Origin of the sequence: Pseudoxanthomonas sp. GM95 (genome assembly GCF_900109775.1) — a bacterium.
Taxonomy (GTDB): domain Bacteria; phylum Pseudomonadota; class Gammaproteobacteria; order Xanthomonadales; family Xanthomonadaceae; genus Pseudoxanthomonas_A.
On sequence record NZ_FOAX01000002.1, the window covers coordinates 1,021,950 to 1,044,429 of the forward strand.

Annotated in this window: 19 protein-coding genes and 1 pseudogene; 10 read left to right on the forward strand and 10 right to left on the reverse strand. The window is 65.9% G+C overall.

Annotation, left to right across the window (positions count from 1 at the left end):
- On the reverse strand, positions 1-891 hold the full coding sequence (locus BMZ17_RS12580; protein WP_093138910.1) for an ABC transporter ATP-binding protein: 891 nt from the start codon (positions 889-891) through the stop codon (positions 1-3).
- A gap of 154 nt (positions 892-1,045) precedes the next feature.
- Between BMZ17_RS12580 and BMZ17_RS12585 the strand changes: the two genes are divergently transcribed.
- On the forward strand, positions 1,046-1,759 hold the full coding sequence (locus tag BMZ17_RS12585; protein WP_139202910.1) for a hypothetical protein: 714 nt from the start codon (positions 1,046-1,048) through the stop codon (positions 1,757-1,759).
- Here the strand turns inward: BMZ17_RS12585 and BMZ17_RS12590 are convergent, their stop codons facing one another.
- The 6 genes and pseudogenes from BMZ17_RS12590 to trxA all read right to left on the reverse strand — a co-directional run bounded on the left by BMZ17_RS12590 (position 1,760) and on the right by trxA (position 6,867).
- On the reverse strand, positions 1,760-2,806 hold the full coding sequence (locus BMZ17_RS12590) for a L,D-transpeptidase (protein ID WP_093138912.1): 1,047 nt from the start codon (positions 2,804-2,806) through the stop codon (positions 1,760-1,762).
- A 35-nt stretch (positions 2,807-2,841) separates the two neighbouring features.
- Entirely contained in the window at positions 2,842-3,633 is a 792-nt protein-coding gene (locus tag BMZ17_RS12595; RefSeq protein ID WP_093138913.1) for a murein L,D-transpeptidase catalytic domain family protein, read from the reverse strand.
- An 89-nt stretch (positions 3,634-3,722) separates the two neighbouring features.
- Positions 3,723-4,493 carry a queuosine precursor transporter gene (locus tag BMZ17_RS12600; RefSeq protein WP_093139706.1) on the reverse strand — a complete coding sequence of 257 codons (771 nt, stop codon included), beginning with the start codon at positions 4,491-4,493 and terminating at the stop codon, positions 3,723-3,725.
- Between the two features lie 5 nt (positions 4,494-4,498).
- Complete coding sequence (locus tag BMZ17_RS12605; protein ID WP_093139710.1) at positions 4,499-5,173, reverse strand: DUF502 domain-containing protein; 675 nt, start codon at positions 5,171-5,173, stop codon at positions 4,499-4,501.
- A gap of 59 nt (positions 5,174-5,232) precedes the next feature.
- Positions 5,233-5,739 (reverse strand): annotated as a pseudogene (locus BMZ17_RS12610) (DUF4442 domain-containing protein).
- A gap of 264 nt (positions 5,740-6,003) precedes the next feature.
- Complete coding sequence (trxA, locus tag BMZ17_RS12615) at positions 6,004-6,867, reverse strand: thioredoxin (protein WP_093138914.1); 864 nt, start codon at positions 6,865-6,867, stop codon at positions 6,004-6,006.
- Between the two features lie 179 nt (positions 6,868-7,046).
- Here trxA and BMZ17_RS12620 point away from each other — a divergent pair, with 179 nt between their 5' ends.
- From BMZ17_RS12620 to BMZ17_RS12660, 9 genes are all read left to right on the forward strand, one after another.
- A complete protein-coding gene (locus BMZ17_RS12620) occupies positions 7,047-7,682 on the forward strand; it encodes a DUF998 domain-containing protein (protein ID WP_093138915.1) in 636 nt (211 codons plus the stop codon).
- Positions 7,683-7,776: 94 nt separating this feature from the next.
- Complete coding sequence (leuS, locus tag BMZ17_RS12625; RefSeq protein WP_093138916.1) at positions 7,777-10,410, forward strand: leucine--tRNA ligase; 2,634 nt, start codon at positions 7,777-7,779, stop codon at positions 10,408-10,410.
- A gap of 83 nt (positions 10,411-10,493) precedes the next feature.
- The gene (gene lptE / locus BMZ17_RS12630; protein WP_254775292.1) at positions 10,494-11,030 is read left to right on the forward strand and encodes an LPS-assembly lipoprotein LptE; all 537 of its coding nucleotides are present in this window, start codon (positions 10,494-10,496) and stop codon (positions 11,028-11,030) included.
- 3 nt (positions 11,031-11,033) lie between these two features.
- Positions 11,034-12,065 (forward strand): DNA polymerase III subunit delta, encoded by a 1,032-nt coding sequence (gene holA / locus BMZ17_RS12635; protein ID WP_093138917.1) that lies wholly within the window; start codon positions 11,034-11,036, stop codon positions 12,063-12,065.
- A 48-nt stretch (positions 12,066-12,113) separates the two neighbouring features.
- The gene (gene nadD, locus BMZ17_RS12640) at positions 12,114-12,773 is read left to right on the forward strand and encodes a nicotinate-nucleotide adenylyltransferase (protein WP_093138918.1); all 660 of its coding nucleotides are present in this window, start codon (positions 12,114-12,116) and stop codon (positions 12,771-12,773) included.
- A 33-nt stretch (positions 12,774-12,806) separates the two neighbouring features.
- Entirely contained in the window at positions 12,807-13,217 is a 411-nt protein-coding gene (rsfS, locus tag BMZ17_RS12645) for a ribosome silencing factor (protein ID WP_093138919.1), read from the forward strand.
- Between the two features lie 15 nt (positions 13,218-13,232).
- On the forward strand, positions 13,233-13,988 hold the full coding sequence (locus BMZ17_RS12650; RefSeq protein ID WP_093138920.1) for a DUF695 domain-containing protein: 756 nt from the start codon (positions 13,233-13,235) through the stop codon (positions 13,986-13,988).
- Entirely contained in the window at positions 13,985-14,455 is a 471-nt protein-coding gene (gene rlmH / locus BMZ17_RS12655; protein WP_093138921.1) for a 23S rRNA (pseudouridine(1915)-N(3))-methyltransferase RlmH, read from the forward strand. Before BMZ17_RS12650 ends, rlmH begins: the two co-directional genes overlap by 4 nt.
- Positions 14,456-14,625: 170 nt before the next feature.
- Positions 14,626-15,129 (forward strand): nuclear transport factor 2 family protein, encoded by a 504-nt coding sequence (locus BMZ17_RS12660; RefSeq protein WP_217645794.1) that lies wholly within the window; start codon positions 14,626-14,628, stop codon positions 15,127-15,129.
- Between the two features lie 152 nt (positions 15,130-15,281).
- Here the strand turns inward: BMZ17_RS12660 and BMZ17_RS12665 are convergent, their stop codons facing one another.
- From BMZ17_RS12665 to BMZ17_RS12675, 3 genes are all read right to left on the reverse strand, one after another.
- Positions 15,282-18,047, reverse strand: a complete 2,766-nt coding sequence (locus BMZ17_RS12665; RefSeq protein WP_093138922.1) for a TonB-dependent receptor — start codon at positions 18,045-18,047, stop codon at positions 15,282-15,284.
- Positions 18,048-18,386: 339 nt separating this feature from the next.
- On the reverse strand, positions 18,387-19,052 hold the full coding sequence (locus BMZ17_RS12670; RefSeq protein WP_175485574.1) for an energy transducer TonB: 666 nt from the start codon (positions 19,050-19,052) through the stop codon (positions 18,387-18,389).
- 258 nt (positions 19,053-19,310) lie between these two features.
- Positions 19,311-22,355: a TonB-dependent receptor gene (locus BMZ17_RS12675; protein ID WP_254775327.1), complete on the reverse strand. Its 3,045-nt coding sequence runs from the start codon at positions 22,353-22,355 to the stop codon at positions 19,311-19,313.
- Between the last annotated feature and the right edge of the window lie 125 nt (positions 22,356-22,480).

Below are 22,480 nucleotides of genomic sequence, written 5' to 3' on the forward strand. Positions count from 1 at the left end.
TCAGGCCTCCGCGCGGGCGGTGACGGCGGCACGGCGCAGCTCGCCGAAGTACACGTCCTCCAGATCCGCCGGCGCGGCGATGAAGCCTTCGCCCGGCGCGGCGTCGCTGAGCACGTGGATCACCGGGGCGCCGGCGACCAGGCGCGTGGACAGCACGTTGAACTGTGCCTCATGCGCGGCCAGCTCGCCCTTGTCCAGCGTCTTCTTCCACACCCGCCCGTCGAGCGAGGCGATGGCCTTGCGCGGCTCATCGGCCAAGCGCACTTGCCCGCCGGCGATGATCGCCATGCGCGGGCACAGGTCGGTCACGTCCTCGACGATGTGGGTGGACAGGATCACCACCGTGTTCTCGCCGATCTCGGCCAGCAGGTTGAGGAACCGGTTGCGTTCGGCCGGGTCCAGGCCGGCGGTGGGTTCGTCGACGATGATCAGCGAGGGCTGGCCGATCAGCGCCTGGGCAATGCCGAAGCGCTGGCGCATGCCGCCGGAGAATCCGCCCAGCTTGCGCTTGCGGACCTGCCACAGGTTCACCTGCTGCAGCAGGGCTTCGACCAGCGCCTTGCGCTCGCCACGTGCGGTCACGCCCTTGAGCACGGCGAAGTGGTCCAGCATCGCTTCGGCGCTGACCTTGGGGTAGACGCCGAATTCCTGCGGCAGGTAGCCCAGTCGCTGGCGCGCGCCGGTCTTGTCGGCCAGCACGTCCAGGCCATCCAGGGTGATGCTGCCTGCGTCGGGTTCCTGCAGCGTGGCAATGGTGCGCATCAACGAGGACTTGCCGGCGCCATTGGGGCCGAGCAGGCCGAACATCCCGCGCGGGATATCCAGATCGATGTCCTTGAGCGCATGCACGCCGTTGGCATAGGTCTTGGACAGGCCACGGATCTGCAGCATGGTGATTCCTTTCAACATGGGGATGGCCGGATCGTGCGCGATCCATGCGGTGGCGTATATCCCCCGGAAGTCATTCGGCCAGTGCGCGGCCGGCGGATGCGCCAACGCGCGTTGGACTTGCTGGGATCGCCCGGGCAGAAGGAATGGCAGCACCATGCGAAGCAAGATCGATCGAACGCTCAGGCAGGTTGGGGCCTGGATGCTGGTACTGGCCGTCCTTCCAATATCAGACCTCGGCGCGCAGGCGATGGACCATCCGATGCCACCACAAGGCTGCCGCCCCGTGGCCGAGCGCACGGGTGAGGTGGGCTGCTGGATCCTCAACGAGCAGCCGGTCGGGCGTTTCGCACAGCCGCCGTATTGGCAGGTCGACCGTTTCCCTGATCTCGCCACGGCGCAGGCCGCGCGCTCGGAACACGGCACGGTGATCGAATCGCTGGGCGAGGTCTGGCTGATGACCATCGCGCCCAAGGCGTGGTCGACGCCAACAGGCGGCACGCATCGCGCGACCATCGGGCCGCTGCCGATCAGCGCGCAACACGACTACGCGGCGCAGTACATGGAGGCGGTGTTCACGCCCGGCATGATCACGCGGACCCATGTGCATTCGGGCCCGGAAGCCTGGTACACGGTCAGTGGCGAGACCTGCCTGGAAACGCCGCAAGGCATGGTCATCGACCATCCCGGCGATACCGGGCGGATCATCCCCGCCGGGCCGCCGATGATGCTGATGGCGACTGGTAGCGAGACCCGGCGCGGGCTAGTGCTGATCCTGCACGACAGCGCGGCGCCAGCCACCACGGTGGTCCAGAACTGGACGCCCAAGGGCTTGTGCGAAGCGCGCTTGAAGCCAGCGCGCTCGCCCTGATCAGCGCTCCGGCGGATCCGAATCGATCACCTGCACGTGCACGCCGGTGGTCTGCGGCAGCACGTGCGCATCGGTGGCGACCAGCACGGTGCCAGGCTGCACCAACGGCAACACCTGCGCCTTGAATGCGTCGGGGATCACGACCTGGTTGACCTCATCGGCGGGCAGGGCGGCGCCGGCTTCATCTTCGCGGCCGGGCACGCCGATCGCGATCCACGACGGCATCGACGCGGCGACATCGACGTTGCCGGCCACCGGCGGCACGTAGCCGGCGGCGACGATGTAGGCGTGCGTGCCGGTACGCGGGGTCGGGCTGTTGAGGGTGATGCGGGTGCGGCCGACTTCGGTGCCGTTGCGATAGACGAACAGGATGCGGTCGCTGCGGCTGAGCACGATCGACAGCGGGCCTTCGGGTGCGCGGCCGGGTTCCCAGCGCCAGGCGCGGCCGTCTTCCAGCAGCGGGATGTCCACGTCCTTGCCGGTGGTCGGATCGATCGGGCTGAGCGCGCCGGGGTGCACCAGCGACACCGGCGCCGAGCCTTCTTCGGCCACCACCACGGTCATGCCCATGTTGGAGGCGCCGAAGAGTTTCTCGGCGAAGGCGCTGGGCAGGTGCACGCAGCCGTGCGATTCGGGATAGCCGGGCAGGCCGCCGGCATGCAGGGCGACGCCGTCCCAGGTGAGCCGCTGCTGGTAGGGCATCGGCGCGCTGTTGTAGATACTGGAGCGGTGGTCCTTGTCCTTCTGCAGGATGGTGAACACACCGGTCGGGGTCTCGTGCCCGGCCTTGCCCGTGCTGACCGTAGTCCAGGCCATCAGGATGCCGTTGCGGTACACGTAGGCGCGCTGCTCGGTCAGGCTGACCACCACCGCCATCGGGCCGGCGTTCTTGTCATCGCCGCCCCACACCCACTCACCGGGCTTGAGCGTTGCCGGCGACGTATCGATCGGGCTGGATTGCTTCGCGCCCCAGAACGGCACGGCCGCACTCGCCTGCACGGCGATGCACAACAGAAGGCCCAGCCACACACCTGCAGATCGCCGCATCGCGTTGGCCTCCCTGGCCGTTGGAAGGGCACAGCCTAGCGCGTGGCGACGGCCTTGTCGGGATTGGCCTGCGGCTTGCCGTGCAGGCGCGCCATCGCGCACTGGGCCAGCGTCGAGCGCGTCAGCCAAGCCTGCTGCGGGTAATACGAAAACACGAACTGGCCGTCCTTCATCACATCGATGATCGGCTTGGCCATCGCCGCGCGCACCGCCGGGCAGCCCCAGCTGCGGCCCAGGCGGCCCATCTTCCTGCCGGCCTCGGCGCTGACATAGGGCGCGCCGTGCATGACGATCGCCCGGCTCATCGCGGCGTCGTTGAAGCCGGCATCCAGGCCTTCCATGCGCAGCGAATAGCCGTTCTTCCCCTGATAGGTATCGCGCGTATAGAACAACCCCAGGCTGGAGGCGTGGGTGCCGTCCTCGTTGGAGAACCGGTCGGGCAGGTCGCCTCCGGAGCCCTGGCCGTGCGCCACCAGTTCCTTGTAGAGCAGCTTGCGCTGGGCCAGGTCGAACACCCACAGCCGCGGCGTCAGCGAGGACCGGCTGTAGTCGATCACCGCGAGACGATCGGCGTTCTCGCCAGTGCCATGCGCTTGTGCGCACTGCATCGCCGACAGGCCCAGTGCCAGCACTTCGGGATCGGCGTCGGGCGCGAGCCGGGCCAGATCGGGCAGGGCCTCCGACGACGGCACAGGCGCCGTCATCGTTGGCTGCGAGGCGGCCAGCGGCTTTAGCGATTTCAGATTGGATGCGGCTTCCGGCGAGCGCGCGGCCACCGGTGCCGCGGCGGCCAGCACGGCCAACGCGGAGATCAGGAGAGGCTTCATCGGCCCATTCTAGGTGAGGATCTTCCTCACATTCCTGAGCGGGGTGTGCGGGCTGTCCCGTTGCAGATCAGCGGGTTACAGGGGAAAGCTCAGTCCGCGGCGGCTTCCATGCGCAGTTGTTCCTCGCGTTCGTGGCCGAGGTAGGCGCGGATGGCGTGGCGCATCAGGTACAGCAACGGGATCATCGCCACGGCGGCGAGCATCTTGTAGCCGTAGTTGACGGTGCTGATGGCCAGGAAGCGCTGCATCGACCAGTGCTGCGGGCCGAGCACGAAGGCGATGTAGATCACCACGAAGCTGTCGACCAGCTGGGACACGGCGGTCGAGCCGGTGGCGCGCAGCCACACGTGCTTCTCGCCGGTGACATTGCGGATGCGATGGAACACCGAGACATCGATCAGCTGGCCCAGCAGGAACGCCACGATCGAGCCGCCGATCGACCACATGCCCTGGCCGAAGATCGCGGCGAACGCGGCCTGGTAGTCGGGCACGCCCTGGTTGGCGGCCGCCGAAATCCACCAGCCGGCCGGCGCGGTCTTGATCGCCAGGAATGCGAACAGGAAGCCGTACACGATCAGCGCCACCGCCACCCACGAGATGAAGCGCACGCCCTTGCGGCCGAAAAACTCGTTGATGGTGTCGGTCAGCACGAACACGAACGGCCACAGCAAGGTGCCGACGGTGAAGCTCAGCGAGCCGCTTTCACCGAACAGGTTCCACTGCAGCGGCGCGATGCCGAGGGTGTCTTCCAGGGCGAAAATCTTGACGCCGATGAATTCGGCCAGCACCGCGTTGACGCACAGGAACGCCGCCAGCGCGATGAACAGGCGCACCGCGCGGTCATCGAGCGTGCGCGTCACGCCACTCACGCGATGCGATCGCCACTGCGGGTGAACGGCATCGAATCAGGCGCCACCGCGCCGCCGGAGATGATGAAACTCATCGCCTGGTCGACGGTCCAGTCGGTTGGGGTCAGCAGCTCGACCGGGACGATTTCCAGATAGCCGGAGGTCGGGTTCGGCGTGGTCGGCACGTAGACGGCGGCCAGCTCGCGACCGGTGCCTTCCTCGCGCATCACGCGGGTGACCAGGCCAACGGATTTCATGTCCCGGTGCGGGAAGTCGATCAGGACCACGCGCTGGGTGCTGCCCGGCTTGGTCTGCAGCATGTCCAGCAGCTGGCGCGCACTGGTGTAGATGGTGCTGGCCAGTGGCACGCGGCTGATCAGCGCCTCGAACCAGCGCAGCAGCGTCTGCCCGACCACGCGCCGCGCCAGGAAGCCGACCAGCAGGATCACCAGCAAGGTGGCGACCAGCGCGATGACTGCCTGAACCGACTGCCCGGTTAGCCAGGAGGCGACCACGGGGAAATCCTGGGCGAGGCTGCGCGAGATCGGTTCGACCAACGGCTTGCTGGCATCGGACAACAGCACGAAGACGAACTTGATGACCACCCAGGTCAGCCAGATCGGCAGCAGGGTGAGCAGGCCGGTCAGGAACAGACTCTGCAGGGAAGGGCGGGGCGCAGTGGGGTTGGACATGGCGCGCATTGTAGCTGCGGCGCCGCAGCATCCGCGGTGCGCGCACCGCTGCGTTGTCGTCAGTTGTTGCCGGGCGCGGGATTTGTCGAACCGGTTGCGTCGGCCGCGGCTTGGCCACGCGCGGCTGGCTTGAGCCGCACGTAGAGCTGTTTGCGAACCCGGGCGACGACCTCGCCCTGGGCGTCGGTCACGTCCACGTCGAACCAGTGCAGGTGCTTGGCACCACCGGCCGTGGCGGTCCGCAGCTGCGTGAGCACCTCGTCGGTCAGATGGAAATCGGCCACCACCGCGCCGCGGCCGGGTTTGACGAATTCGATCTCGCCAGCCTTGTCCCAGACGAAGTAGTCGCGCCCCAGCGCCTGCATCACCAGCAGCATTCAGAACGGATCGGTCATGGCGAACAGGCTGCCGCCGAAATGGGTGCCGACGTAGTTGCGGTTCCAGGGCCGCATCCGCAGTTCGACCCGCGCATGGCGCCAGTCGCGCGCGATGGCGGTGACATGGATGCCGGTGAACAGGAACGGCGGCCACAGGTTCAGGCCGTGGCGCAGGGTGGAGGGCTTCATCGGCAGGCGCATCGCGACGAACGGGCGGGAGGCGAGGCTAACATACGCGCGGGTATGGAGAGCTGGCGGGTGTGTTTTCGCAGTGCCAACCCATCTCTAACCGCGGCGAACGCGTCCGCAGAGGCGTTCCGAATGATGGACAACGAATGTGGGAGCCGCTTTAGCGGCGACGGGCTTTACAGGAAAAGGCCATCGCCGCTGAAGCGGCTCCCACACCTGCGAACGCTCGGCACCCGGGACGGCGGCGTCCTGGGGCAGCGTCGATCAGAACAGCAGCGACGACATGCGGCGGCGGTACTTGCCGACCAGGTCTTCGTCCTCGACCACGCGGAAGGCGTCGATCAGGGACTTCTTGGCCAGGCCCTCTTCCCAGGCGCGGTCACGGCGCAGCAGTTCAATGAAGTGTTCCAGCGCGCCCTCGGCGTCGCCGGCGACCAGCTTGTGCACGCCGAGCAGGTGACGGGCGCGCAGATCGGCGTCGTCCTGGGCCAGCGCGGCTTCCAGCGCCTGCGGCGCCGGGGCGTCCTTGAGCTGGGCGGCAAAGCCCAGGCGGGCGCGGGCCTTCACCGCGCGGTCGTCGGTGGCCAGGTTGGCGGGCAGGGCGTCGAGCAGGGTTTCGGCTTCGGCGGCCTCGCCGGTGCCCAGCAGGGCCAGGGCCAGATCGAGCTTCAGCTCGTCCTTGTCCGGCTCGGCAGCGATGGCCGCGCGCAGCTCGGCGACCTGTTCGGCCGGGCTGAGCGGCACCAGCGCCTCGGGCTCTTCTTCGTTGGCCGCCGCTTCGGCCGGTTCGACGCCATGCTGCTGCAGGAAGGCGCGCAGCTGGCCCTCCGGCATCGCGCCGGGGAAGCCATCGACGATCTGGCCGTCCTTCACCAGGAACACGGTCGGTACCGAGCGGATCTGGAACGCGGCGGCGATCTGCTGCTCGGCGTCCACGTCGACCTTGGCCAGCTCGAACGCGCCGTTGTACTCGTCGGCCAGTTTTTCCAGCAGCGGCCCCAGGGTCTTGCACGGGCCGCACCAGGTTGCCCAGAAGTCCACCAGCACCGGGGTGGTCATGGATTTCTGCAGCACCTCGGTCTCGAAGGTGTCGGTGGTGGCGTCGAAAACGTGGGGCAGGGTGCTCATGGGCAGCTCGGATCCTTGCAACGGCAATGGCAGGCAGATGGTGCCGGCGCGGCGAGGATACAAGGCGCGCATCCAGCGGCATTGACACCTGTGGCGACGTCGTTAGCCTGCGTGCGCATGAAATCCCGTCCTGCGTTGTCCCTCGCGCGTCGTGCGCAACTCGTCCCGGTGTGCCGCCCATGACGCTGTCCCACGTGCGCTGGTGGCGGTGGTGCGCGCCAGTCGCCTTGCTTACCTGGATCGGCGCGGTGCTGGGCTTCGGCGCGGCGCTCAAAGATCAGGGCTATTCGCAGTGGATCCATCCGGTGGCGCTGCTGGGCGCCGATGGCATTCCCAACGCGCAGCTGTTCAATCTGCTGGGCTTCGTGCTGCCCGGCGCGCTGTGCGCGATGGTGGCCTTCGCGCTGCGCCTGCGCCTGCCGTTGAAGGCCGGCTGGCCGCAGCGCATCGGCGCGCAGCTGATGTTCCTGTCGGCGCTGGGCCTGGTGGCGATGGGCCTGTTCCACCTGGAACCACAGCAGCTGCGCGGCACCGGCACCCAGCTCCATGCCACGGCCTGGGGGCTGTGGTGGGCGACCAGCCTGGCGTCGGCGTTGCTGCTGGCGAACGGGCTGCGCGGCCAGCCGGAATGGCGCGGGCTGGTCCGTGGCGGGCCGGTCCTGGTGCTGGCCGTGGTGGCGTTTGCCATGGTGCTGCCGGCGTTTCTGCCCGATGGGCTGTCGCAGCGGATCTCGGTGCTGCTGTGGTTCGGATGGTGTGCGCTGGCGGGGATCAGCGGCCCGTCGCGGCCGCTGACGGGCACCTTGCAGGGCTGACCGGCGCGCCCGGCGCGGGCCCCGCGCGGGTGCAGCCGGTGGTGCGCTGCGGTACGCTTCGCGGCTTTGCAGCTGCCTTCGCGACCCTCCAGCCATGTCCGCCGTTCCCGAAACCCACGCCTACGACCCCAAGTCGGTCGAAACCTCCGCGCAGCAGTTCTGGAACGCCAGCAAGGCTTTCGAGGTCAGCGAAACCTCCGACAAGCCCAAGTATTACTGCCTGTCGATGCTGCCGTACCCGTCCGGTGCGCTGCACATGGGTCACGTGCGCAACTACACCATCAGCGACGTCATCAGCCGCTACAAGCGCATGACCGGGCACAACGTGCTGCAGCCGATGGGCTGGGACGCTTTCGGCCTGCCGGCCGAGAACGCCGCGATCAAGAACAAAACCGCGCCGGCCAAGTGGACCTACGCCAACATCGCGCACATGCGCACCCAGCTCAAATCGCTGGGTTACGCGATCGACTGGACGCGCGAGTTCGCCACCTGCTCGCCTGAGTACTACGTGCACGAGCAGCGCATGTTCACCCGCCTGCTGCGCAAGGGCATCGCCTACCGCAAGGCTTCGGTGGTGAACTGGGATCCGGTGGACCAGACCGTGCTGGCCAACGAGCAGGTGATCGACGGCCGCGGCTGGCGCTCGGGCGCGCTGGTGGAAAAGCGCGAGATCCCGCAGTGGTTCCTGCGCATTACCGACTACGCCCAGGAGCTGCTGGACGGCCTGGACACCCTCGATGGCTGGCCCGAGTCGGTCAAGACCATGCAGCGCAACTGGATCGGCCGTTCGGAAGGCCTGGAAATCCAGTTCAACGTCGAAGGCGGCCACGAGCCGCTGATGGTGTTCACCACGCGCCCGGACACGCTGATGGGCGTGACCTTCGTGTCGATCGCCGGCGAGCATCCGCTGGCGCTCAAGGCCGCGGCGAACAATCCCGAACTGGCCGCGTTCCTGGAGCAACTCAAGCTGGGCGGCGTGTCCGAAGCGGAACTGGAAACCCAGGAAAAGCGCGGCATGGACACCGGCCTCAAGGCCATGCATCCGATCACCGGCGAAACCGTGCCGGTGTGGGTCGCCAACTTCGTGCTGATGGGCTATGGCACCGGCGCGGTGATGGCCGTGCCCGGGCATGACCAGCGTGATTTCGAGTTCGCCAACAAGTACGCACTGCCGATCGTGCAGGTGATCCAGCTGAAGGAGCCGCGCAACGAGGCCGAGTCCAGCTACGACAGCACCGAATGGCGCGACTGGTATTCGGACAAAACCCGCGAGTTCCAACTGATCAATTCGGCCGAGTTCGACGGATTGGATTTCCGCGGTGCGTTTGAAGCACTGGCCGAGCGTTTCGAGCGCAAGGGCCAAGGCCAGCGCCGGGTGAACTATCGCCTGCGCGACTGGGGCGTGAGCCGCCAGCGCTACTGGGGCTGCCCGATTCCGGTGATCCATTGCGCCAAGTGCGGCGCGGTGCCGGTACCGGACGACCAGCTGCCGGTGCTGCTGCCGGAGAACGTGACCCTGGACGGCGTGAAGTCGCCGCTGAAGGCCGATCCGGAATGGCGCAAGACCACCTGCCCGGACTGCGGCGGCGCGGCCGAGCGCGAGACCGACACCTTCGACACCTTCATGGAGTCGAGCTGGTACGTGGCGCGCTACACCAGCCCCGGCGCGGCGACGATGGTCGACAAGCGTGCCAACTACTGGATGCCGGCGGACATGTACGTCGGCGGCATCGAGCACGCGATCCTGCACCTGATGTATTTCCGCTTCTATCACAAGCTCATGCGCGACGCGCGCATGGTGGAGAGCGATGAGCCGGCGACGAATCTGCTCACCCAGGGCATGGTGATCGCCGAGACGTATTACCGCGAGAACGCCGATGGCTCGAAGGACTGGATCAATCCAGCCCTGGTCGACGTGCAGCGCGACGAGAAGGGCCGCATCGTCGGCGCCACGCTCGCCGCCGATGGCCAGCCGGTGCAGATCGGCAGCGTCGAGAAGATGTCCAAGTCCAAGAACAACGGCGTCGACCCGCAGGCGATGGTGGACAAGTTCGGTGCCGATACGGTGCGCCTGTTCTCCATGTTCGCCGCGCCGCCGGAGCAGTCGCTGGAGTGGAACGAGGCCGGCGTGGAAGGCATGTCGCGCTTCCTGCGCCGCCTGTGGACCCAAGTGCAGAAGCACGCCGATGCCGGCCCCGCGCCGGCGTTGGACGTGGCCGCGCTGAACGCCGACCAGAAGGCCCTGCGCCGCAAGACCCACGAGACCATCGCCAAGGTCGGCGACGATTACGGCAAGCGCCACGGCTTCAACACCGCGATCGCGGCGGTGATGGAGCTGTCCAACGCGCTGGGCAAGTTCGACGATACCAGCGAGCCGGCCCGTGCCGTGCGCCAGGAAGCGCTGGAAGCCGCCGCGCTGCTGCTCAACCCGATCACGCCGCATTCCAGCCACGCGCTGTGGCAGCTGCTGGGCCATGACGAGACGCTGCTGGAAGACCTGCATTTCCCGCAGGCCGATACGGCGGCGATGGTGCGCGATTCGGTAACGCTGGCGGTGCAGGTCAACGGCAAGCTGCGTGGCACGATCGAGGTCGCGGCCGATGCACCCAAGGACCTGATCGAATCACTGGCCAAGGCCGAGCCGAACACGGCCAAGTTCCTGGAAGGTCTCACGATCCGCAAGGTCATCGTGGTGCCGGGGAAGATCGTCAACCTGGTCGCCGGGTGAGGTCTCAAGCCGTGTTCACGCACGATCGTGCAGGCTCGGTAGCCCAGTTGCCGGGCTCGTCGCCCTCGTCCAGACTCCTGCCCATGATGAAACCGACCTCGCTGCTGCGCCTGCTGGCCCTTTCCCTGCTCGTGGCCTCGCTGAGCGCCTGCGGCTTCCACCTGCGCAGCAAGATCGCGCTGCCGGCCGACCTCGGCCCGGTCAAAGTCGCCGCGACCGATCCCTACAGCCCGCTGGCGCGTGACGTGGCCGTGGGTCTGAAGGCCGCCGGTGCGATCCCGGCCGAAGATGCCGACGCCAGGGTGGCGACCCTGGACATCCTGTCCGAGCGCTGGGGCGATCGCCCAATCGCGCTCGACCAATTTGGGCGCGCACAGGAGTACAGCCTGCGCTATGCGGTGGTGTTCCGCTTCCTGCGTGCAGACGGCAGCGAATTGGTGCCGCAGCAGGTGGTCGAGCTATCGCGCGACTATGTGGCGCAGTCGACGAATTTGACCGGCACGACCTCCGAGCGCGAGATCCTCGCCGACGAACTGCGCCGCGAGATGTCTGCTTCGATCCTGCGCCGCGTCGATGGCGTCGTGCGTGGCGTGGGTCGCGTCCCGCAGCCTGCGCAGTAAGCGATGGAACTGGCCCCGGACCGGCTGGCCGCGCAGATCGCCGATGCGGCGCTGGCGCCGGCCTACCTGATCGCCGGGCCCGAAACCCTGCTGGTGCTCGAAGCGGCCGACGCGGTCCGCACGCGCGGTCGCGCGCTGGGCATCAGCGAGCGCGAGGTCTTCGACGTGGAAGGCCGCGATGTGGACTGGGCCGGGCTGCAGGCGAGTTTCGACGCGCCGAGTCTGTTCAGTGCACGTCGCATCGTCGAACTGCGCCTGCCCACCGGCAAGCCAGGCAAAGAAGGCGCCGAGGTCATCAGCGCCTTCTGCGCGCGGCCGCCGGATGACGTGGTGCTGTTGATCACCGCCGGCGAATGGAGCAAGGCCCATCGCGGCAAGTGGGCCGACGCGGTCGAACGCATCGGCGTGCTGTCGGTCGCCTGGGCGATCAAGCCGCATGAACTTTCCGGCTGGGTTCAGGGGCGCCTGCGCGCGCGCGGCCTGCGTGCAGACCGCGACGCCATCGCGCTGCTGGTCGAGCGCGTGGAAGGCAACCTGCTGGCCGCTGCGCAGGAAATCGACAAGCTGGCCTTGCTGGCCGATGGCCAGACCCTGGACCTGGCGACGATGCAGTCGCTGGTGGCCGATGCGGCGCGCTTCGACGTGTTCCGCCTGATCGAAACCACGCTGTCCGGCAACGCCGGGCTGGCGGCGCGCATGCTCGTCGGCCTGCGTGCCGAGGGCGAAGTGGTCGCCGCGCTGATGCCGATGATCGTGCGCAACCTGCTCAGCACCGCGCACCTGGCGCGCGTGGCCGAGCGCGGTGGCAACGTCGCGGCCGAGATGAAGGGCCAAGGCATCTGGGAAAGCCGGCAGGCCCCGTTCAAGCGCGCGCTGCAGCGCCACGCCAGTGCCGCGCGCTGGGATCGCTTCGTTGCCGAAGCCTCGCGCATCGACCGCATGGCCAAGGGGCGTGCCGAAGGCGATCCGTGGGTCACGCTGGAGCGGCTGCTGCTGGCCATCGCCGATGCGGCCGCGGTGCGGCTGGTGGCGTGAGCCGGCGAGCGCCCGTTTTCGACGCCGCATCCACGCGGGCTTGCTGACATGGCCTCGATCCCCGCGCTGACCCTGATCTACGGCGGCACCTTCGACCCGTTCCATAACGGGCATCTCGCCATCGCCCGCATCGCCGGCAACGCCCTGTTCGCGCCGGTGACCCTGATTCCAGCGGCTGATCCGCCGCATCGCCCGCCGCCGGGTGCCGACGCTGCACAGCGCCTGGCCATGCTCGAGGCCGCCGTCGCCGGTGACGCTTGCCTGCGCGTCGACCGGCGCGAACTGGATCGCCAGGGCCGCTCCTATACCGTCGATACCCTGCGCAGCCTGCGCGCCGACCTCGGTCCGGAGGCGCCGCTGGCGCTGCTGGTCGGCGCCGACAGTTTCCTGGGGTTGCCGAGCTGGCATGACTGGGAAGCGCTGTTCGAACTGGCGCATCTGGTCGTCGCCGACCGCTCCGGCAGCCTGATCGACAGCTTGTCGCCGGCCCTGGCCGACAAGACCGCCACGCGCTGGGCCAACGAGGCCGCGCAACTGCACGCCAGCCCGGCCGGGCGCGTGCTGTGCCTGCATCAGCCGCTGCATGACGTTTCTGCCAGCGAAGTGCGCCGGCGGATCGCCGAAGGCGGCGATTGGCAGGCGCTGGTGCCGCCGCCCGTCGCCGTGTTCATCCGGGCCCACGGCCTGTACGGGGCGGCAGGGCTATAATCGCGCCCCTGTCCGTCCATCCAAGTGCTTCTTTTGTCCAGCCAAGCCCAAGTCATCAAGACCCGCCTGCCCAGCCCGCCGCCGTCCGTGCCGGCTTTGCTTGCCTCCGTGCATGCCGCCGTGGGTGAACTCAAGGCCAAGGATGTCGTCGAGATCGACGTGCGCGGCAAGTCCAGCGTCGCCGACTTCCTGGTGATCGCCTCGGGCACCTCGACCCGCCACGTGAAGTCGATTGCCGACGAAGTGGTGAAGTTCGCCAAGAAGCTCGACGTGATGCCGCTGGGCGTGGAAGGCGAGCGCGAAGCCGAGTGGGTGCTGGTGGACCTGGGCGACGTCATCGTCCACGTCATGCTGCCGCGCGTGCGCGAGTTCTACGCCCTGGAGCGCCTGTGGACCGTCGGCGACCAGCCGCCGGAAGATGAGTCGGAAGACAGCAGCCGCTAACGGCGCGCTGCCCGCATGAGGGAGCAATGGGATTTCTATCTCTGCCAGGTAGATGACCTGCCTGCGTCGATCTACCTGGATCTGGGGTGGTCTTCGCAGGCACCCAGCGCTGACCTGCCTTGTCTGGCCTGGCTGCGCATCTTCATGAAGACGCCGCGGGAAGATGGTCTCTCAAGCCAGGACGAATTCGATGCGCTGATCGCGCTTGAAGACGCGCTCATGCCGTCGCTGGCGGACGACACGACCGTGTACGTCGGCCGCAATACCAGCGCCGGCTTCCGGGATCTGTATTTCTATACAACGCTTGGGACGCCGTGGGAATCGCGTGTCGAAGCGGCCATGCGCGGCCAGCAGTACGCATTCGAATGCGGCCAGCGCGATGAGCCGGACTGGTGGACCTACCGCGAGTTTCTGTACCCGGATCCGGAAACCCGGCAGCGCATGTCCAACCGCAGCGTGTGCTGGCAGCTAGAGAAAGCAGGTGATGCGCTGGTGCTGTCGCGCGAGATTTCGCATTGGGCCTACTTCAGCGATGCCATCGCGCGTGACGCTTATGTCGCCCAGGCCGAGGCGCTGGGGTTCCAGCAAGTCGTGAGCGAGGATGCCGAGCCCCAGGATGGGCAGTGGACCGCGAAGATGACGCGCTGCGATGTGCCCGCGTTTGATCGAATCGACGATGTCTGTCTGCCGCTTTATCGGCTCGCCTTGCAGTTGAACGGCCGTTACGACGGCTGGGAAACATCTGTAGAGCGGGAAAGCACCCTGCAATGAAAGCCCGCCTGATCGCCACCGGTGAACGCGCGCCCAGCTGGGTCGCGCAGGGGTTCGCCGAATACCAGAAGCGGCTCTCGCACTGGCTGCCGTTCGAACTGGTGGAAGTCACGCCGGGCCTGCGCGGCAAGAATCGCGATGCGCAGCGGGCCATCGAGGACGAGGGCCAGCGTGTGCTGGCCGCGCTCCCCAAGAACGCGCACGTCGTCGCGCTGGAAGTCACCGGCAAGCAGCATTCCTCCGAACAGCTCGCCCAGCGCCTGGAACACTGGCGCGGACAGGGCCGTGACCTGGCCTTCCTGATCGGCGGACCGGAAGGCCATGCGCCCGAGGTGCTGGCCGCCGCGCACGAAACGTGGTCGATCGGACCACTCACCTTGCCGCACATGATGGCGCGCTTGATCGTGGCCGAGCAGCTCTATCGCGCCGCGGCGATGCTGGCCAATCATCCGTATCACCGCGCCTGACGCCGGCCGGCCTGGCCGGTGTGGCGATCTCCAAACCCAACATGTCACCCGGCGCCGTGCGTGCCGTCCGCGTGGTGGGCCGCATCGTCTTGCTGGTGCGATGCACGCGCCCGCCTGGCGGCGACAACGCCTTGTTACGATTTTCGCGATCTGTTCCCGAGGAGTGTGCCGTGGCCCTTTATCGTCTCGCGATCTGCGCCAGCCTGGGCGCCGCCCTGCTGGGCGGCGGCTGTGCCAGCATCGCCCCGTCGCAGCGCGTGGCGCAGTCCGCGCCCGCCGCGCCTGGTGCCGCCAGCGCGCAGCGCAACAAGCAGCGTGCGCTGGATTTCTACGAGGCATTCTTCAACCAGCACGACCTGTCGGCAGCCACGCGCTACATCGCGCCCGGCTACATCCAGCACAACCCGCGGGTGGCCGACGGGCGTGATGCGTTCGTAGCGGCATTCACCAAGGTCTTCGCCGCCACGCCGCATCGCCACAGCACCATCTACCAGACCATCGCCGAGGGCGACTTGGTCGCGCTGCACGTGCACACCGTGACCGGCGCGCAGGATCCTGGCATGGCGATCGTGGACCTGTTCCGCTTCGACGCGGCGGGCATGATCGTGGAGCACTGGGATGTCATGCAGCCGGTGCCGGACAAGACCGCCAGCGGCCACAGCATGTTCGACTGAACTCGTCGCGCAGGTCGCGCCTGCGCGGCGGATGCCGCGCGCACCGCCGCCGACGTTGCACGACGCCAGCAAAAAAGCCCCGATGCTTGCGCACCGGGGCTTTCGTTTTCAGTGCAGCCGCATCATCTTGATGCACGCTGCCTGCGGTTTGCTCAGAACGTGTAACGCGCGCCGACGGTGAAGAAGCGGCCGATGGCGCCGCTGCTGTCCAGCGGGTTGTAGTTGAAGCCGCCGTAGCTGAGCGGATCCAGCGGGGCGATCTTGTCGGCCACGTTCTGCACTGAGGCGAACACCGAGAACGCATCGGTGGCCTGCCAGTTGCCGGACAGATCGACCGTGGTGAACGAGGCCAGCTTGCAGCTACCCGGGGCCGGGCTGCCGTCGGCGTAGTTGCTCGCGCAGTCTTCGCCCTTGGCGGTCTTGTTGTCGATCGAGCTGCGGTAGTTGGCGACGGCGCTGATGCTGAAGTCGCTGATGTCCCAGGTCGCGCCGAAGTTGATGCGGTCCTTTGGCGTGCCGATGCAGTTGGTCACATCGCAGTTGCCGTGGGTACCCGCGTACTCGTACGTGGTGTCGCCAACGGTCTTCTCGAACTTGTTGATGTGGCTCCACTGCACGTCCAGGCGCAGCTGGCCGGCTTCACCCAGGTCGAAGCGCTGTCGCGCATCCAGGTCCAGGCCGTTGACCTTGGTCGAGTCGGCGTTGACGTAGGCGGTGTTGATCGCCAGCAGCTGGCCGGTGCCCGGAATGCCGTTGACCAGGTTGTCGCCACGGATCACATCGCCTGCCGCGATGGCCTGCTGCGGATCGCCGCCGCCGATTTCGTCGGTGCGCTTGATCTGCCAGGCATCCAGGGTCAGCGTCGTGGTTGCGGTCGGCTGCAGCACGATGCCCAGGGTGTAGCTCTTGGACTTCTCCGGATCCAGGTCCGGGTTGGGCGTGGTGATGATGGCCACGCTCTGTGCGCCGCACAGGCTGGCATCGGCCGCGCAACGCACCGGGTCGACAATGTTGGAGAAGCCGGCCGAACCACCCTTGCCCGATTCCGCCGGGTTGGGCGCACGGAAGCCTTCCGCATACGTAGCACGCAGCGCGATCCACTCGGCCGGGGTCCACTTCAGGCCGATCTTCGGGGTGAAGGCGGTATCGCCACCCTGGTAGTGATCGACGCGACCGGCGACGGTGGCTTCGAAGGTCTCGGTGAACGGCGCGGCCAGCTCGGCGTACACCGCGCTGGTCTTCTCCACGCCGTCATAGGCCGAGTAGCCCAAGCCGATGATATCGCCGGTTTCGGTGCCGGTCTGCGGGGTCAGCGAGACCTCGTTGCGGCGGAATTCGGCGCCGACGGCCAGGCCCAGCGAGCCGCCGCCCAGATCCATCAGCGAGCGGTTGGCCTTGGCATCGAGGATGTCCAGCTTGCTCGTGGCGCGCGCACTGATCGTGGGCGAGATGAAGTCATACAGCGCCTGCGAGTTTTCGCCGGCACGCGTGCCTAGCAGCCAGGTGCCGCCAGCGCAGTTGGGGTCGGTCAACGCGCATTGCACGGCGCTATAGCTCAGGAAGCCTTTGCGCGTGTTGGTCAGCTGGCTCTGCGAATGCAGGTAGCCCACGTCGTAATCCCAATCGGCCGCCGTGCCCTTGACGCCGACGAGGAAACGCATGAACTCGTTTTCGTTGTGGGTCTGGCGCGCGCCGACATCGAACGCCGAATAGCGCAGGCGTGCATCCTGGCCGGTCGGGTTCTGCGGGTGGTCCGGGCCCAGCACGATCGCGCCTGCGCCGCTGGAGGCGTTGACCGGACCGCCCGGATAGCCCCACGCGCCGGAGGTGCCCGACGGGGTGTTCTGGAAATCAACCGTCTTCTTCGAGTAGCCGAACTCGGTGTAGAAATCGGCGTTGTCGCTGATGCGGAAGGTGCCGCGGCTGAAGAAGTTGATCGCCTTCTCATCCGGCGTCAGGTCGCGGAACTGGCCTAGATCCCACAGGCAGGTGTTGTTGCCTTCCTGCGGCAGGTTGGAGAACTGCTCGCAGCCGCCCAGGCGCGTCCAGCTGCCGTCGGCGTTCTCGTACGCGCCATCGGGCGCGTTGGTCGGCAGGCCGCCGTTGAGGCCGCCGCCCAGGTACTGGCTGGCGCCGTTGGCCGAGGAGTAGCCCCACGGGCGGATATCGCCGGTGCCGATCCACTTGCGGTTCTTGCGGTCGCTGATCTTGATGCCGTCGGTCTTGCTGACATCCAGGCTGAAAAAGGCATTCCAGCCGTTCTCGTCCAGGTTGCCGGTACCGGCGGTCAGCGTGCCCTTGCGGGTGTTGCCATCGCTGTCGCCCGAGGTGCCGTACGAGCCGGTGAAGATCGCGCCTTCAAAATCGCTACGAAGGATCACATTGACTACGCCGGCGATGGCGTCGGAGCCGTAGATCGACGAGGCGCCGTCCTTCAGCACTTCCACGCGCTCGACCGCATCCATCGGGATGCTGGAGAGGTCGGTAAAGACCTTCTGGCCGTCATCGGCCAGGCCGTACGAGGCCACGCGGCGGCCGTTGATCAGGACCAGCGTCGAGCCGGCGCCCAGGCCGCGCAGCGAGATGCCGGTGCTGCCCATGGCGAAGCCGTTGCCGAAGGTCTTCGGAACCGAGCCGGCGCCGTCGACAGTCAGGCTCTGCAGGTATTCGCCGATGGAGGTCTTGCCGGTGCGGTCGATTTCCTGCCGGCTGATCACCTGGACCGGCGAGGCGGTCTCGGTGCTGGTGCGGGGGATGTTGGAGCCGGTGACGGTGATCTTGCTGAGATTGGTCGCGTCCTGCGAGGTGTCTTCCTGCGCCTGCGCGGCGAAGGGGAGTGCGGCGCAGAGGGCCAACGGGATGGCAACGCAGAGCGCGCGCCGACGGAGCCGCGGGCGCGGATGATGGCTGGTATTCACTTGCTCTCTCCTACGTAAGAACTTCAAGAACTGCCAAAAAATGCAGGTGCCGACACAAATGCGCGGACGCGGTATGAAAGTTCAAACCACATGACTGACACGTAAAGATTCGCCACGAATGTGATGGAGTGTGAGTTCCATCAAGTGCGTTCACGCGCGTGCACGTTTCGTTATTTCTAGTGCAGATGAGGACTGAAATGTCGCGCCCGTGGGCGTTTCAATCGCGACTGATGACGTGCGAGCCGATGCGGTGGCGAAGCTTTTCGTTTTTTTACGAGGGCAAAGAAAAAAGCGCCGGCAAAGGCCGGCGCTTCGAGGTTGAGCTGCGATGGACGCGATTCAACGCAGGCTGAAATCCACGGGCACGCGTCCGATCGCCTGCACCGCACGACCATCCTGCGTCGCCGGCTGAAATTTCCAGTTCTTCAGGACCTGCGCGCGCGCCGCGCGGTCCAGCTCACGATTGCCGCTGCTGGTTTCCACGATCACTTCAAGCGGCGTGCCATCGACATCGACCAGCACGCGCAGGATCACCGTGCCTTCGGCGTGATCCATGATCGCTGTACGCGGATATGCCGGGGCTGGCGCACGCACGTAGGACAGGGATGACGCGGAGATCGGCCCGGCAGGCGGTGCGATCGTGGGTTCGGCCGTCGGGGCGGGATCAACCACCGGACTGAGATCGGTCGGCAGGCTCGCCATCGGCGTATCGACGATGACCGGCTTTGGCTGGACGATTGGCGGTGTCGGTGTAACCGGGCGCGGCTCGGTCTTGCTGGCCCGCGGCTGTGGCTTGGGGGCGATCGGCGTCTCGATCGGCTTTTCCTTGGGAATCAGCACGATCTCGGGCTTGGCGTCTTTGAGATGCTGGGCGATCGGCGGCAGCGCGGCTGGGATCAACAACAGCAGGAAGGCCGCCGCGTGGACCAGGATGGCCACCGAAATGCCGGCGATGCGAGCGGGATTGAGCCCAGTTTCCGGGCCGTAGGGCAGAGTGCGAACCATGGACCACCTCCGTTGTCGGGACATGCTTCAGGATCAACGCACGGGAGCCGATGGTGGGGTTGAACGCTTCTTGTGACGCGGCAGCCGTGTGTCTGACTCTGCACTCGGCTGGGCTGGACTGCAACTGATTTCAAGTTGAGCCAGGGTCAATCTAGCGAGTTGATCGAGCACAAAAAAGCCCCGGCTTCCGTAGGGAAGCCGGGGCTCATTTTCCTTCTTGACTCAGGCCATTAAGCCGCCTGCTCCAAGAGACGCCTCTTAGAAGTCGTAAGTGGCGGACAGCTGAACGTAACGCGGATCTTCGAAGTAGAGCGGCATGTTGTAGGTGTTGGAAACGGTGTAAGCGTCGCCGGTACCAAAGGATGCCGAGGTCTGCACTGCCTTCTGTTCATTGAAGACGTTGAACACCTGGGCAGTGATGGCGAACTTGTCGTCTGCAAACGCGGGGCGGTAGGAAATGCCCAAATCAAACTTCTTGGTCCAGGGGGTACGACCGGCCTTGCCAGGAGCCGAAGCCACACCAGCGCAGGTGTGGTAGGAGGCGCCGTAACCAATCGGGTCAGCCGCCAGCGTGCCTTCATCAATACCGTTAACGCTGAACAGGCCCAGGCAGGACTTCGGCGTGCCCGATTGGATACGCATGGTTCCGGAAACAATCCATTCCGGCGCGATCTCGTAAGCACCAAACGCCTTCAACTGATGGCGACGATCGTTGGCCAGGTAACCACCTGCATACGCCATGATCGCTGCTGCATCCCAGTCCTGCGTCTTGGAGACGTCGGTCTGACCGATATCCGACTTCAACTGGCCTTCGGTGTTGCCGAAATTGCGTGCCCAGGTGTAGTCAAGGCGGCCCTGCCATTTTCCGTCAAACGGGTGTTCCAGGAACAAATTCACCGAGACGTAATCGCGCTTGGCTTCTTTGTTAAAGCCCCAGTCTTCCTTAGACATGGTGACCGAGGTACGGCCTGAACCATCTGCATTGGCAAAGCTGAAGTTGTTGGTCTGACCCGGGTTGAACAGCACGCAGCCCGGAACATTGACGCTGTCCGGATCCACGCCGTCGGCTTCCAGCTTGGTCAGCACGCGGTCCGGGTCGCAGATGTCGTCGATCGCGGACTGCAGCTTGCGGTAAATCACCTTGGCGCCGGTGACCCACTTGTCGCCGAGCGTCTTGTCGAAGCCCAGGATCATTTCGTCCTGATACTGCGAGTCCAGATCAGTCGCGGTGATGGAGACCGCATCGGGAGCCTGGCCATACTCGTCGTTGCTCGACACTGGTCCCGGACCCAGCGCGGTCAGGCCGGTCGGATTACCGTTCGAATCGATGCCGGTATAGGTGAAGTACTCGTTGGTAAACGTCGAGGCAGACGCACCACGAATGGCGACGCTGTTCGGCAGGGCCAGGTAGTAACGGCCCAAGTTGCCGTAGACCTTCAGCGAAGAATCGCCAAAGACATCCCAGCTGGCGCCCAGACGCGGCGCCCACTGGTCACCGCTTTCGACGTAGCTTGCGCCGAAGCCATTCTTGTTGGTGAACTTGTCGTTTCGGATGCCGAGTGAAAGCAGCAGGTTGTCAGTCACCTGCCAACGATCTTCCAAGAAATAAGCATCCTGGTCGACTGTCATATTGGTCTGAGTACTGAAAATACGCTGAGAAACGTAGTAGCCGTTTCCGCCGGGCGCGCCTACCCCGAGCCTCGGAGAGATCGGGTCGGTGGGGCTGGCAGAACGCAAGTAGTTCCAGCGATAACCGATGCCACCCACGCCCTGGCCCTCATTAATGGCCTCGAAGTGCATGTTGTCGACACCGGCTGCAATGGTGTGGTCGCCCAAGCGCCATTCCAGATCGGCTCGCAAGCCGCGGGTCTTGTCCTCACCGTCAATGATCACATCGGATACATTGCCATTGCTGATCCGCGTGCCGCCGGTGATCGCTGGATCTTGGTTGACAGTGCCTGTGATATAGGCCAAGTCGTCCCTATTGCCGATGTTGTACTGCTGGTTGGTACGACGGCTACGACCCCATGTTGCGTTCAGCGTCAAATCATCGGTCAGGTAACCGGTGTATTTGAAGATGTCGAAGCGCGTGTCGACCTTGAAGGTATCTGGATACGAGCCCAGCGCGTCGCCACCGGAAAGGGTGTCGTAGTTATAGGCGTAGTAGGTACCGCCCTGGCGGTCATTATTCTTGATGAAGGTGTATTCCAGCGTGTTGCTGTCGTTGATGTTCCAGTCCAGCTTTCCGTACACCTTCGGATTGCTGTAGTCGTAGTGGTTCTGCGCTCGGGGCGTGGTCGCGACGTTATTGGTCGAGACGCCGCTCGTCTTTTCCTGCTCGCCAGCCAGGAAGATGAACAAACGATCCTGGATCAGCGGGCCGCCAACATATGCGCTGTAGGTGGTCGAGGACTGCACGTCATCGCTACGGTCGCGGTAAATGGTGCCCGGAAGATCGGGGTTGGACCAGTTGTACTGCGTGCCAGTGCCTGCCTGAGTCGGCAGGGTGAAGTTCGGATAGTAGGTGCTCTTGCGAGAGGCGTTGAGACCCTTGGGGGCCCACACAGCGGATGCGCCGAAGTGCCACTCGTTCGTGCCGCGCTTACCCAGCTGGCTGATCACGCCGCCATCCGAGCGACCATAGCGGGCGCTATAACCGCCCAGATAAACTTCCTGCTGGTCGATCACGCCGTAAGGCAGGCCAATGCCGCCGATGTTGCTGAGCGGGTTGCCAGTCGAGAAGCCATTGATGTAGTACGCGTTCTCAGAGACGCCGGCGCCACCGAAGGACACGGTGTTGCCTGCGCCGAAGTAGCCGGAGCCCGAGACCGCGCCCGGCGCCAGCAGCGCGATGGCCTCAGCGCTGCGGCCGATCGGTAGGCGCTGCAGGTCGGCAGCCGTGATCACGGTGCGCGAATCGACCGATGTCACGTCGACCTTGGGCGCATTGGCGGCAGTGACCGTCACGGTGCCGAGGTCGGTCGCACCGGCGCCCGAAGCGCCACCTGCGAACGACACATCAGTACCTGAGTTGACCTTCAGCAGCACATTCTTACGCTGGTCGACGACTTCATCACCGCGGCGCAGCGTGATGGTGTAGGTACCAACCGGCAACGAGCCGACGTTATAGCGGCCTGACGAATCCACCGTTGCGGTACGCGTGATGCCAGAGTCGCTCTGGGCCTGCACGGTAAGGCCGGCTTCGGCCGGAACGGAACCGTAGATGCTGCCGGTGGTGCTTTGGGCGAGTGCGCCGGAGCTGAAAGCCATTGCAAGCGCAACGCTCAAAGCGCTGCGGTGCATGACTCGTTTGGTGCGCGGATGAAAAGCCACAGTCTCTCTCCTGACTACGTACGAATTATTGGTTCCCATGCGCCACAAATGACTCAAGTGACACACGGTTAACCGGAATTTAGCGGCCTTTGCCG